This window comes from Tardiphaga robiniae (assembly GCF_013359755.1).
In the GTDB taxonomy this organism is placed as follows: domain Bacteria; phylum Pseudomonadota; class Alphaproteobacteria; order Rhizobiales; family Xanthobacteraceae; genus Tardiphaga; species Tardiphaga robiniae.
In genome coordinates, this window is the sequence record NZ_JABMCJ010000078.1 from 192,202 (window position 1) to 205,302 (window position 13,101).

The following is a 13,101-nucleotide window of genomic DNA, read 5'->3' on the forward strand; positions in this document are numbered from 1 at the left end:
TCCTAAACCGTCTTGAAGACGATTTCGGATTCCGCAGCCTGCGCCCGCGCCTTGAAGGTCTGCACAGCATTGGTCTTCAGTTGGTCATTGCCCTTGAACCCTTCGTCAAGACAGATGACTTGCAATGGGTTCGCCTCGGCGAGCCCGTCGATCAGTTCTGGGGTGATTTCCCTATCAAGACAGATCAGCATCGCGCCGCCTTCAACAGAGAATACCGCCTTGCCCGCCATCTCGCGTTCTTCGATTTTGGTAGTAAGTTGAAATCCTGCCTTCAATAATAGCTCACTGAGAATGTCCTCGGGTGAACTTTCATCTGAGAGATGGTCAATGTGCATTTCGATCTGGTCGTCCAATTCGTCGGCATTTTGACCGTCCCAGACGGCAAAATTAGATCGGTCAAGTCTAAATGATCGGAATCCAAGATCAGGCTCTTTTCCATCTTGAAATTTCAAAGTGCCTTGCTTGTCGGTTGCAATCTGTTTGGCAGCGCGACGAATGCGCTCTTTGGCAATGTCGGAGATGGTTGGAAAATCTTTGCGTTCGGTGGGTTCCGGCAACTGAACCATTAAGAAACGACGCTGGCCTCCGTCCTCAGCATTTGCCGCCATAACGGCGTGCGCCGTTGATGCAGAACCGGCAAAAAAGTCCATTACGATTGCGTCACGCGCGTTGCCGCCCAACTGAATCATTCGCTTGATGAGTGATGTTGGCTTCGGGAAGCTGAAGAGCTTGTCATCACCATCGAAGAGACTTTTAATTTCGCGGTTTGCTGTATCATTGCTTCCAACTTCTTTATGGAACCAAATTGTCTTCGACTTAACTCCTTCGTCCAGCTCGGACAGAAACCGCTTCAGGTTAGGCTGACCCGTTCCATCTCTCCCGAATGAAACCCGGTTGTCCTTGATCAATGCAAGCACATCGGCCTCGACATATCGCCAATGCGACTCGACGGGAGGTTCAAACCTCCGACCTGTGGGCCCTACGATGGTGAACCGGCCATTCTTCCTCTCACCATCCGCATACAGCGGTATCGGCTTCCACGGCCCGCGCGGGTCCGAGTCAGGATTCGTATATCTAGCGTCCATCTCCTTTGTGCGGGGCAGCGAACCGAGCTCGCAAACGTTCGCATCTTTGGCGTAGACAAGAATATAGTCGTGGCAGCCTGAGATGAGAGCAGAGTCATTCTTGGTAGTGTAAATTTTCTCCCAAATGATCGTGCTTACAAAATTCTCCTCTCCGAAAATTCCATCCATTAGACTCCGAAGGTTGGAAACCTCTTGGTCCCCAATTGTTACGAATATCACACCGTCGTCTCGCAAAAGATTTCTTGCGAGGTACAGCCGCGGATACATCATCGAGAGCCAACGAGAATGATATCGCCCTGCGGAATCCGTGTTGGTAGAAAATTTCTTGCCTTCGCCATCGATTTGGCCGGTGTAAGATAGGTACGTATCTAGAGTCTCGGCATACTTGTCTGGATAAATGAATTCGCCTCCAGTGTTATACGGAGGGTCGATAAAAATCATTTTCACACGGCTAAAGTAGGCGCGCTGCAACAGCTTGATCACCTCAAGATTATCGCCTTCGATGAATACGTTGTTTGTTTCGTCGTAATTGACAGACTCCGAGTGCATCGGTTTGAGAGTCGCGATGCTCGGCTGCTGGATAATCTTCATGCACTCCGCCTTGCCCGGCCAATTCAGTCCAAACCGTTCCTTGCCAGGATCGACCAATTCACCGAGCACTCGTTTGAGCTCGTCAAACTCGATGGCGTCTTCTCCGAATACGTCTGGGAATACGCGCCTCAAAGAGCGCATCAGCTCAATCCGCTTTTCGACGGCAATATCCATGGACTGCAAATCCATCTTCTCCGGCTTAACCTGCTCCGGTTTGTTCATTTTTTGCCCCTTCACTTAACTTCAAATCTGATTGCAAAGAGCTCTTCATCGGACACTGACTGCCCGAGTCGCTCCTCCACCTGGTCCAGAAGACCATCCTTCTGGACCTCAATATCCTTGGCTGCTGTATCATACGCCCGCCAAGCTTCATCTCGCTTCGCCTCAAGCACCCGCGCTTTGCGTTGCATGGCGAGCTTGTCCGGGAGATTGCCGGTCTGGCGGACCTCCTTCTTGAGCGCTTTGATTTCCTCGTCGATGTCCTTGAGATCGGCCTTCAGGCCCGCACGTTTGTCCTCGGCCCAGTTGTCCAGCTTGTCAATTTCATCGTCGAACCATCCGGCCTGCCGCGCAACCATGTCATCGAGAATGACCTTGCGCTGCGTCTCTGCAGCGGCCCTGACTGCATCGGGCAGTTGGGCATCGTTCGCCGCCCTTTTTTCAACAGGCAGCTCGAACAGACGCATCGCCGCAACTGAATCGATCGCAACGCCGTCGTCGGTCATCGCGGCAATAATAATGTGGTCCTGGTCGTCGGCTCCCCGAACGGACAACTTGTGCACGACGAGCGTGCCCTGTTTTCCTACGAGGGGCGAGATTGCGACGGCAGTCTGCGGCCACGCGGTATAATCAAAGACAAGCGTCGCCCCGCTCAATTTCCGTGCGCCTGCCGTGCCGATGATGTGCTGCGCGAGTGGATGGCCGAGCCGGTAGCGATGGCCGTCAATGCCAAGTTTCGAAAGGAAGTAGCTGCCCGTCTGCACGTCCACCCCGCAAGGGCATGCAGACAGCATGAAGGTCAAATAGTTATCGTCGAATTTTGCCTGCCTGCCGAGCTCATGCTTAGTGAGCGCCCACAGCATGCGGGTGTAACGGTCGAGATATTCGCGGCTCTGGTTCATGTTGATGCGAAGCCGGTCATGGACTTCGGCATCGAAGTGCTCAAGCAGCTTGCGGCGCGTATCCTCCATCGTCGCTGTAATGTTCGTATCCATCTCGGTACGTAGCTGCTCGAACGCAGTCTCGATTTCTGAGGTCGAGCGACAGTTCTGGTAGATAGAGACGATGCGTCTTTCGAACTCAACGCCGGACTCGATAGCGCCAAGCACCTCGTCGCTAGCGCCGAACACTCCCGAAAAGAGTTTAAACTTTTCGGAGAGCAGCTCATGCACGCGCTGGTCGGCGGCGTTGTTCTTGTTCAGGAAGTTCACAACCACAACGTCGTAACGCTGGCCGTAGCGATGGCACCGGCCAATCCGCTGCTCGATGCGCTGCGGGTTCCACGGAAGGTCATAATTGACCACCATCGAACAGAACTGGAGATTGATTCCTTCCGCGGCTGCTTCCGTAGCGATCATGATGGAGGCGTTCTCACGGAAATAATCCACAAGCGCCGCTCGGATGTCCGCCGTGCGCGAGCCTGTGACTTTGTCCGTGACCTTATGACGCTCAATCCAGGCACTGTAGATTTGCTTGGATTGCTCGTCGGAATTCGAGCCGTTGAAGAGAACGAGCTTGCCGTCGAAACCATTCGCGGACAGAAGCCGGACGAGGTATTCCTGCGTTCGGCGTGACTCGGTGAAGATAATGGCTTTCTCGGCGCCGCCGAGCTCTTTGGATTTCGCAAACCCTGCGCGCAGGGCGCTCAGAAGCGCCTGGCCTTTGGCATTCTCCGAGATCGTCACGGCCAAGTCGCGGAAGCCACGCAACTCGATGATCTCGGCTCCGATGTTGGCAATGTCCTCTTCGCTCAGGAGCTCTGGCTCGGGTTCGTCTTCTCCCCATTCGTCCGCTGCTTCATCGAACTCCTCGTAATCTTCAGCGATCTCCTGTTCGAGCTTCTCGCGCAAGTTCTTGTCTCGCCCGAGCTGGCGTTCCAGTTTGCGCGCAAGCGAGTCGAGCGCTCCCGCAATCGCGAACGTAGACGAAGCCAGCAGCTTCCGCATGATAAGGGTCATCAGCGAGCGCTGGCTTGACGGCAAAGCCTGCAAGGATGGTCGCCGCAGGTACTCCGAGACCATGTCATAGAGTTTCTGCTCGTCGTCGGTCGGCACGAACTCCTGCGTGATAGGTATGCGATTGGTGTAGCGGATATATTCCAGCACCTGCCTTCGCAGTGTGCGATGGCAAACCGGCTTTAGACGGTCTTTAAGTTCGTCGAACTGCGTGTCGTCGGACAGGCGCGCATATTGCGCCCTGAAGCTCTTTGCGTCGCCGAACGCATAGTCGTCAACAAGGCTGACGAGCCCGTACAGTTCCATGAGCGAGTTCTGAAGAGGCGTTGCCGTAAGCAGCACCTTGGGCGAGTTGGCGAGCGCTCCCTTTAGCGCCTTTCCGATGCGGTTATCCGGCCTGTAGACATTTCGCAGCCGGTGGGCTTCGTCAATGACGACGAGATCCCACGGAATGACCATAAGTTCGTTCGCGTTTCTCGCCGCGAATTGGAATGAGGAGATGACAAGCGTCTTTTGCTCGAACGGACGACGCGCGCCGTCCTTCTTTAGCTTGTTGTAATTTCTGGCCTCAAGGATCGTCGATGGCAGGAAGAACTTCTCTGCGAGCTCCTGCGACCATTGCTTGCGAAGGTTAGCAGGTGTGATGACGAGGATTCGGCGTTTGCCCTCGGTCCACTTCTGGGCCAGCACGAGGCCCGCCTCGATGGTCTTTCCCAATCCCACTTCGTCCGCCAGAATCGCCCCCTTTGAAAGAGGCGATTTGAACGCGAAAAGGGCGGCCTCGACCTGATGGGGATTTAGGTCAACCTGAGCATCCAGCAATGCGCTAGCGAGCTTCTCCTCGTCGGCGACTGAACGCTGGCGGGTAAGCTCATGAGCGAAGAGCTTTGCGTGATACTCGGTGGCCAACAGATTTCCCCTTCAGCCCACTTGTCATTCTTGGCGATTCTACGACAATCTTTTCCGCGCTCGACCAGATTCTGCGCGAGCCACGCTCTAGCGGTATGCCATGTCCCGTTGTAACCCGCCATAAACAGCACATGACGGACTATCCACCCGCCGAAACATCGTTGCTGGCCGCAATTTGGTTGAGGCGTTGATACAGATCGGCCGACATGATCTCAGAGATCCTGACCGTTCTCTCTGTTTAACTGTCTTTTCTTTCGCTTACGCGTCGAGGCATCTCGCAATCGAGCAAAAGTATCGAATAGTGGTGGACCTTGCCTATCTGGACGTCGCGAGGTTAGAGCGGGTTGTTTTTCGGTCCGACAAAAGACCTTCAAAGTCAGGAGCGCGTTGATCAGAAGTGCCACAAACGCTTTCACGCGTTGCAGCAGGCTTAGACTGATTTTTGCTGGCAGTGGCGTCTCGGTGGCGGTTACACAAAATGAAAGCAGCCGAAAGCTCGCTCTTTCGTTTTACATCGCGATATCAACAAGATGTTCGGTTGCGCGCAGGATTTGAACCTAGACCTTCAGGTTATTACTCCCACGATATTCCATTTGCGCTAAGCTCGAATGGTTGACATCTCTCCATTCGAGTTATACGGGAATGGGGCAGGAGTTTTCATGCCTTTTCCCGGTCATTTGGTAGAATGCGTTGCATCGGTGCTGAACGTTCCCGCGAAAACGGTGACGCAGCACGATCGGATCTTGGCGAGTGTTGGCCTTCGAAAAGTGAGCGGGCGAGGTCGAAGCGCTGCGCGCGTTACCCCAAACGACGCGGCGAGCCTTCTGATCACTGTTGTGGGATCGCCGATCGCTGGACCGACTGTCAAAGACACGGTTCAAACATTCGAACGCTATGCAAACTTAGTAGCGACCAATCCAATCGGTCTCGAAGTTGCGACTTGGCCACCAAGCCTGAAAGTTCTTCAAAATCTTGCGCCCGGACACACCTTCCGTGACGCGGTAGCTTCGCTCGTTCACGTTTGGTCTCGAGGCAAACCGAGGTCGCCCGACGTGTTCGTTGAAATCGAACAAGATCCATTTCAGACAATTGGCGACGTCTACTTAACGATTAAGCTACACGCACCGCGACCAACAGCATCGATCTTGATTGAGGCCGAAATTACAAGATTGTCGATCGGTCATGATGGCAAAGATCCCCGAAATTACTACACAGACAAGGCCGCTGCCGAGCTTATATATCACCCCCGCAAGGTCGGTACGACCTTCGAAGAAATCGTGGATGAAATGAAAAAGCTGGACGAGAGCTATCGTGGCGACTTGCACCAGATTCGGATGATCACTGAGGTCACGATAGGCAGATTAGCAGCCCTATTTACACATCCCCCGCCATAAAATTGGAATGGCCTCTTTCAAACGTTGTTTGATAGCGAGGCGAAATTGCCGCTCGTAAAATGCGATGCGGTAGGTTGGCCGTCACCATGACAAAACAAATAGCGCTGCCTCCTACTCTTCCACCGCGCCTCATTGGCCGAGATGCGTCTGCCGCCTACGTTTGCGTCTCGCCAACGCTGTTCGACCGACTAATTGAAGAAGGCCGTATGCCGAGAGCTCGTATTATGACCATGCACAGGAAGGTCTGGGATGTTCGAGAACTTGATATCTACGTGGATCTTCTTCCACGCGATGGCGACAATCAGATGAGTACCTCACAAGGAACGAGCGAAGCGAACATTGGATGGGAATAACGCGTCGGAAGCTGCCACCGCATGTTGAGCGGAACGTGATCAATGGTCGCGTTTACTATTCGTTTCGCGTCCGCCGAGGCGACGGCAAGCGGATAAAGCTTCCAGACGATCCCTCGTCAAATGAGTTCATGGCCGCCTACGCCGCAGCTCTCGCTGGCAATGCGATAAAGCCAGTAGTGATCAAACCAGTCGAGCGGTCGATCAACGCATTGATCACATCTTACCTGCAGAGCACGGAATTTCGGGACGGCCTGCGGGAAACCAGCAAAGCAGGTTATCGCAGCCGTCTTGAGATTATCCGGCGTGAACACGGTCATCGCGCTGTCGTTGGCATGACCAAAGATCGCATCAAGGAGAAAATTCTAGACCCGCTGGGTGGAAAGCCCGGAGCGGCGCTCGACACGCTCAAAAAGATGAGGATTCTCATACGTCATGCGATCGAGAAGAAATGGCTACAACTCGACCCATCTTTGGGCATCAAGCGTCCGAAAACGCGTGAGGTCCGAGCTTGGACTGATGCTGAACTGGCTGCCTATGAGTGCCGATGGCCGCTCGGTACCAAGCAGCGTACTGCCTACGAACTCATGCTGAACGTCGGTACCGCCAGAGCCGACGTTCATCGCGCAACTTGGACACAAATCGACGGAGACGGTTTTGAGTATGCTCGGCAAAAAACAGGCATCCCTGTTGCTGTGTCAATGGCAAAGGGCCTACGCGCCGCGCTGGATGCAGCTCCTCGGAAGCATGTGACAATCATCAATACCGAATTTGGCAAGCCTTTTACTGTCGACGGCTTCAGTGGCTTTATGCGTGATGCGATTACGGAAGCGGGACTGCCGATCGACTGCCGGCCACACGGTCTGCGGAAAACTTTTGGGCGGTTGCTCGCTGACGCCGGTGCTAGCGCTCACGACATCATGGCCGCATTGGGCCACTTGTCGTTGAAAGAAGCTGAACGTTACACGCGGGAAGCAGACCGACGGCGAGGCGGCAGGCGCGCTATTGCCAGCCTTGATGACCATAAGGCGAACAGATTGTCCCAAACCTCATTTGATCGTTTGGGACAACAGGCAAAAAAGTAAGTTGTTTCAATGCCCGTTAAGCCACCCTGGCGCTCCGTAAGGGAATCGAACCCTTATTTTAGCCTTGAGAGGGCCATGTCCTAACCGTTAGACGAACGGAGCGTGCGCGGGAGGGGATAGCCGGGAATGGCGGTGGCTGCAAGATGCTGTCGCCCCCTCGCCCACTAATATGGTTATGGTTCGCAGGCGAACCCTTGGGGTTCGCAAGCGAACCTCAGGGCTCGCTGGCGAATTTCAGCGTTCCGGCGGGTTTCAGGCTCTTGGCGTCGAACGTGCGGATTTCGGTGCTGCCGCCGACGTCCAGCGTCAGCACGATCCGGTCGCCGGCTACCCCCGTGGAGAGGATTTTGGCGCCTTTCGGCAGGGTCGCAGTCGTCGTGGACGTGACAGTGCTTCCATCCGTGCGGAAAAGGCGGTAGCCGATCACGACGAGCAGCGCGCCGACGCCCAAGGCGGTGGTCAGGCCCGCGATCAGCATCATGCGGCGGACGCGCGCGATCATGGCGGCCTGTTCAAGGGTCGGTTCGGGCGCGCTATCGGCGGCGGGCTGGGTCATGCAAACACTCGTCTCTTAATTCACGGCTCTCGAAGCAACACGCTTCTGTCAGGTAAGGCTTTACGGAATGAACGATCAACGGCTGGATGTCACGGTGCAGGGCGATGAAGGCTCGACCCGGCTCGATCGCGTGCTCGCCGTGCGCAGCCCGGCTTTGTCGCGGTCGCGGCTGAAGGCGCTGATCCTCGCCGGCCAGGTGACGATCACCCGGTCTTCGCAAGACCCCACCCCCGTGCGCGACCCCGCTTATCATGTCGCTGCCGGCGATACGATCACAATCGACGTGCCGCCGGCCATCGCGCCGGAGCCCGAAGGCGAGGATATCGCCCTCGATATCGTGTTCGAGGACGAGGACATCATCGTCATCAACAAGCCCAAGGGGCTCGTTGTGCATCCCGCCGCCGGCCACGAGACGGGCACGCTGGTGAACGCGCTGATCGCCCATTGCGGGGCATCCTTGTCGGGGATCGGCGGCGTCAAGCGGCCGGGCATCGTGCACCGGCTGGACAAGGACACCACCGGCCTGATGGTGGTCGCCAAGAACGACGCCGCCCATGCGTCGCTGACGGCGCAATTCGCCGATCACGGCCGCACCAACGAGATGCGGCGCGGCTATATGGCCTTTGCCTGGGGTATCCCAAACCGGCCGCGCGGCACGGTGGAAGCGCCGATCGACCGGCATCCCCATGCCCGCGAGAAAATGGCCGTCCGCGAAGGCGGCCGCGATGCCGTCACCCACTGGGAAGTGCTGCAGGAATTCCCCGACCGCCACGGCAAGCCGATCGCCACCCTGCTCGCTTGCCAATTGGAGACCGGGCGGACGCACCAGATCCGCGTGCATCTGGCGCATATCCAGCATCCGCTGATGGGGGATTCGGTCTATGGCTCGCATTTCAAGACCAAGGCGTCGTCGCTGGGCGTAAAGAGCCGCGCGGCGCTGGAAGCGCTCGACCGGCAGGCGCTTCACGCCTATTTGCTGGCTCTGGAGCACCCTCGCACGGGCGAGATTCTGGAGTGGACCAGCGAGCTTCCTCACGATTTGGCGGTTCTGAGAGCCCATATGGCCGTGCCAGAATGACGCAGATGCATATAAAAAAGTAAGCCTTTCCAAACGCTTATATTGGCCCCACGGGAACGTGACAGGGAATTCACTTTCAATACGCTTGTAGTAGGGTGTATGTTGCACCTGCGTCAAATGAGACGCGGAACATCGCAGCCAGGGCGGCTTTAACAAAGCGCTCGCTGCCTGGCCCGCCGCTATCGGGGGTCTGAACCACTGGAGGGCATCATAATGGCCCGTACAGCTACCCTTCCGGTTCTCAATGGAGAATCCGGCCTCTCGCATTACCTCGCCGAGATCCGCAAGTTTCCGATGTTGGAACCTCAGCAGGAATATATGTTTGCCAAGCGTTGGCGCGAGCACGACGATCGCGACGCGGCACATCACCTTGTGACCAGCCATCTGCGACTCGTCGCCAAGATTGCCATGGGCTATCGCGGCTATGGTCTGCCGATCTCCGAAGTTGTCTCGGAAGGCAACGTCGGTCTGATGCAGGCTGTGAAACGCTTCGAGCCGGAGAAAGGCTTCCGCTTGGCCACCTACGCCATGTGGTGGATCAAGGCGTCGATTCAAGAGTACATCCTGCGTTCGTGGTCGCTCGTGAAGATGGGCACCACCGCGAACCAGAAGAAGCTGTTCTTCAACCTGCGTAAGGCGAAGAGCAAGATTTCCGCCCTGGACGAAGGCGATCTTCGCCCCGACCAGGTCAAGCTGATCGCCACGCGTCTCGGCGTGACGGAACAGGACGTGATCGACATGAACCGCCGCCTCGGTGGCGACGCGTCGCTCAACGCACCGATCCGTGACGACGGCGAAGCCGGCGAATGGCAGGACTGGCTGGTCGATAACTCGCCCAATCAGGAAACCATCATGGCGGAGCACGAGGAGTTCGATCATCGCCGTCAGGCGCTGAACGGCGCCATCGGTGTCCTCAACCCGCGCGAACGGCGCATCTTCGAGGCACGTCGCCTCGCCGATGAACCGATGACGCTGGAAGATCTCGCCTCGGAGTTCGGCGTCTCGCGCGAGCGTGTCCGTCAGATCGAAGTCCGTGCCTTTGAAAAGGTGCAGACTGCGGTCAAGGGCACCATCGCCAAGGCGGAAGCTGCCGCTCTGGAAGCTGCGCACTAACAGGCGCAGCGGATACAACGAATACGAAAGCCGGCGGAAACGCCGGCTTTTTTGTTGGGGTCGATTATCTGATCGGCTTCGCCAGCGCTTCTGTCCGGTCGCGCTCGGTCATGTCGATCACCGTTTCGACGGGTGCCGTCAGTTCATAGACGTAGGACACATCGGTGAAGTAGCGCTTCGCCGTACCACCCAGCGCTTCCGGTGCCACGCGATCGAGCAGCACCAGACCGAAATCGCTGTCCGGCCGCCGCGTTGCTTCGCTGGTGTTGAACTCTTCCCAGCGGAAATTGAACAGCCCATCCGGCTCGCTGCCCGTAATCTCCCAATGCGCAACAATATGCGGATGCTTGCCGACCAAAGACAGGCCCTCGTCGGAATGCGAGGCCAGTTCAAAGAACAGCAGCGACAGGCTCTGCGCGGCGCGCGCGCTGACAATGATATCCGGACCTTCCAGTGCGATACGGTCGGCATGCGGGATCGCTCGCGCCTCGAACAGGCCCTTGAGCTGCACGCCCTGCCACTGGCTCTCGCTCAGCAGCGACACAACATTCGACATCGCGTGAATACGACCGATCAGGAGATCGCGCGCGTTGTCCACATCGGAGCCGTGGCGCAGCGTGCGTGTCACGATGGACTGGATCACCGCCAGGATGTTCTTCACGCGATGATTGAGCTCGTCGATGACGGCGGTCAGGCGACGTTCGAAGCCGATGCGGATCTCCACCTCGCGCCGCAGCCGCAGATTGGCGTAGGAGACATAGCCAAACAGCCCGCAAACAATGGCCGTCAGCGCGAGGCCGAACCCGCCGACAATGATGGCGGTGCGCTGCGCGCGCAGCTCGGTATTGACCTTCGGATAATAGCCCAGCGACCAGTCACGCCCGCCGAACGAAACCGTGCGCAGGACTGCCAGCGCAGGACCATTCGCCACCAGCGGGCGCGCCGTTACCCTGCCATCGTCATCGGCGACGATTTCGCCATCAGCGACGCGCGGATCTTTCAGTGCCACCGAGAACAATGACATCTCGTCATTGGCCAGCATCAACGGCCCAAGTTCATAGGAGAACGACACGAAGCCGGCCGGCGCGGGATCACCTTCGGGCACAACTGGCGTCACCAGTACCAATCCCAGCGGTCCATCGGGCTGCTGCAGCGGCGTGGGGCTGGAGGCGACCGGCTTGCCCTCGTTCACGGCGCGCACCAGCGTTGGACCTGTGACGGGAGAGAAATTCAGGGCGCGACCGGCGAAGCCTTCGGTGACGGAATTGCGCGGCTCCACATCCATCAGCACGTCGAGCGGCTGCCCCAGCGCCCTGGCATCGAGGCGATCGTCGTTATAGCTGCGGATCGTAGGATTGCGGTAGCCGGCACTGGCCAGCTCCGCGCTGGCGGCCGCGAATTCGTTCGGCTGCAGGCGAGCGATCCAGGCGGCAATCGCGAAATCGGTCTTGAAGGCGTAGATCGAGGCCCGCAACGGCTGCAGCATATTGGCCTTCATGACCGTCGGCGCACGAAACAGCCCGGCTGCGACGCGCGCCAGCAGTTCGCGCTCGGTCAAACGCTCCTGCACCAGGCTGGCATGGATATCCACGGCCCGGCCCAGCGCGATATTCTCGATCGCCAGCTCCTGGTCATGCACGCGATAGGCCGCAAGGCCGGAGAGCAGAGCTCCGACCAGTGCCAGTAATGCGATGATGAAACCAAGCCGGACCACACGGATACTCGGGAAATTAGGACGTTGCTGCCGGGTCAGCGGCTCAGGTGTATGCCAATCATGCCGGAACAATTTGGTTCCAGCCCGATGGAAATTATTTCCGGACCGGACAAATCTTGAAAAACAGGCTTAACGCAATATCACACGACACATTAGCCGACGGGCATCGACCAGCCCGTCGTTATAGCCAACCCAATATGAACGCCTCAAGTCGAAGCCCGCTCGTGAGAACTACGGCAGAGGCCTTATTCACAAGTCTCAGGCGACCGCCTTGGCCTTAAGGCCGCCCTTGCTCTCAATGAATGAGATAATCCGGTCGAGACCTTCCTGCGTCTTCATGTTGGTCATCACGAAGGGCCTGACCCCGCGCATCCGTTTGGCGTCGACGTCCATCTTCTCGAGCGAAGCCCCGACATAGGGCGCCAGATCGATCTTGTTGATCACCAGCAGGTCGGAGCGCGTGATACCCGGCCCCCCCTTGGAGGGGATCTTGTCGCCGGCCGCAACGTCGATGACATAGATGGTGATATCGGCCAGTTCCGGCGAGAAGGTCGCCGCGAGGTTGTCGCCGCCGGACTCGATCAGCACCATGTCGAGATCGGGAAACTTGACGCGCATGTCGGCAACGGCGGCGAGGTTCATCGAGGCGTCCTCGCGGATCGCCGTATGCGGACAGCCGCCAGTTTCGACGCCAGCAATGCGATCCGCCGTCAACGAGCCCGAGCGCACCAGATATTCGGCATCCCACTTCGTGTAGATGTCATTGGTGATCGCCGCGATGTCGTAGCGCTCGCGCATGGTCTTGCACAGCAGATCCATCAGCGCGGTCTTGCCGGAGCCGACGGGACCGCCAATGCCGACGCGGAGCGGACCGTGAAAACTGGACATGTCAGGGGTGCTTTCGGTTGAGGATGAAGCGACGGCCCTCATCCTGAGGAGCGGCTTCGCCGCGTCTCGAAGGATGTGCCAAGCAACTCATGGTTCGAGACGCGCGCCAAGCGGCGCGCTCCTCCAGCCGGAACGCGATTGCGTTCAGGCGACCATGAGGGGTC

Annotated in this window: 9 protein-coding genes and 1 tRNA gene; 4 read left to right on the forward strand and 6 right to left on the reverse strand. The window is 57.5% G+C overall.

Annotated elements, in window-relative coordinates; translation table 11 throughout:
* Positions 1 to 2 precede the first annotated feature (2 nt).
* Both HP556_RS10635 and HP556_RS10640 read right to left on the reverse strand, forming a co-directional pair.
* Positions 3 to 1,898: a site-specific DNA-methyltransferase gene (locus HP556_RS10635; protein WP_175366976.1), complete on the reverse strand. Its 1,896-nt coding sequence runs from the start codon at positions 1,896 to 1,898 to the stop codon at positions 3 to 5.
* A gap of 11 nt (positions 1,899 to 1,909) precedes the next feature.
* Positions 1,910 to 4,759, reverse strand: coding sequence for an SNF2-related protein (locus tag HP556_RS10640; protein WP_175366977.1), 2,850 nt, complete (start codon positions 4,757 to 4,759; stop codon positions 1,910 to 1,912).
* A 659-nt stretch (positions 4,760 to 5,418) separates the two neighbouring features.
* Between HP556_RS10640 and HP556_RS10645 the strand changes: the two genes are divergently transcribed.
* A complete protein-coding gene (locus HP556_RS10645; protein WP_175366978.1) occupies positions 5,419 to 6,153 on the forward strand; it encodes a hypothetical protein in 735 nt (244 codons plus the stop codon).
* Between the two features lie 388 nt (positions 6,154 to 6,541).
* Positions 6,542 to 7,588 (forward strand): tyrosine-type recombinase/integrase, encoded by a 1,047-nt coding sequence (locus tag HP556_RS10650; protein WP_338117558.1) that lies wholly within the window; start codon positions 6,542 to 6,544, stop codon positions 7,586 to 7,588.
* A gap of 27 nt (positions 7,589 to 7,615) precedes the next feature.
* On the opposite strand, the gene HP556_RS10655 is transcribed toward HP556_RS10650, so the two are convergent.
* Positions 7,616 to 7,690: transfer RNA gene (locus tag HP556_RS10655), tRNA-Glu, on the reverse strand.
* A gap of 112 nt (positions 7,691 to 7,802) precedes the next feature.
* Positions 7,803 to 8,144 (reverse strand): hypothetical protein, encoded by a 342-nt coding sequence (locus tag HP556_RS10660; protein ID WP_093759212.1) that lies wholly within the window; start codon positions 8,142 to 8,144, stop codon positions 7,803 to 7,805.
* A 67-nt stretch (positions 8,145 to 8,211) separates the two neighbouring features.
* On the opposite strand from HP556_RS10660, the gene HP556_RS10665 reads away from it, so the two are divergent.
* Both HP556_RS10665 and rpoH read left to right on the forward strand, forming a co-directional pair.
* Positions 8,212 to 9,222: an RluA family pseudouridine synthase gene (locus tag HP556_RS10665; protein WP_175366979.1), complete on the forward strand. Its 1,011-nt coding sequence runs from the start codon at positions 8,212 to 8,214 to the stop codon at positions 9,220 to 9,222.
* Between the two features lie 213 nt (positions 9,223 to 9,435).
* Entirely contained in the window at positions 9,436 to 10,335 is a 900-nt protein-coding gene (gene rpoH / locus HP556_RS10670; protein WP_089261507.1) for an RNA polymerase sigma factor RpoH, read from the forward strand.
* Between the two features lie 64 nt (positions 10,336 to 10,399).
* Here rpoH and HP556_RS10675 read toward each other — a convergent pair whose 3' ends face one another.
* Complete coding sequence (locus tag HP556_RS10675) at positions 10,400 to 12,049, reverse strand: CHASE domain-containing protein (RefSeq protein ID WP_089261509.1); 1,650 nt, start codon at positions 12,047 to 12,049, stop codon at positions 10,400 to 10,402.
* Positions 12,050 to 12,307: 258 nt separating this feature from the next.
* Complete coding sequence (ureG, locus tag HP556_RS10680) at positions 12,308 to 12,937, reverse strand: urease accessory protein UreG (RefSeq protein ID WP_068733948.1); 630 nt, start codon at positions 12,935 to 12,937, stop codon at positions 12,308 to 12,310.
* Positions 12,938 to 13,101: the final 164 nt, after the last annotated feature.

What these genes read in the sequence shown, in the direction of transcription:
- HP556_RS10660 (WP_093759212.1), bottom strand. Translation starts at nt 8,144, where the DNA reads ATGACCCAGCCCGCCGCCGATAGCGCGCCCGAACCGACCCTTGAACAG.
- rpoH (WP_089261507.1), top strand. Translation starts at nt 9,436, where the DNA reads ATGGCCCGTACAGCTACCCTTCCGGTTCTCAATGGAGAATCCGGCCTC.
- ureG (WP_068733948.1), bottom strand. Translation starts at nt 12,937, where the DNA reads ATGTCCAGTTTTCACGGTCCGCTCCGCGTCGGCATTGGCGGTCCCGTC.
- HP556_RS10645 (WP_175366978.1), top strand. Translation starts at nt 5,419, where the DNA reads ATGCCTTTTCCCGGTCATTTGGTAGAATGCGTTGCATCGGTGCTGAAC.
- HP556_RS10635 (WP_175366976.1), bottom strand. Translation starts at nt 1,898, where the DNA reads ATGAACAAACCGGAGCAGGTTAAGCCGGAGAAGATGGATTTGCAGTCC.
- HP556_RS10665 (WP_175366979.1), top strand. Translation starts at nt 8,212, where the DNA reads ATGAACGATCAACGGCTGGATGTCACGGTGCAGGGCGATGAAGGCTCG.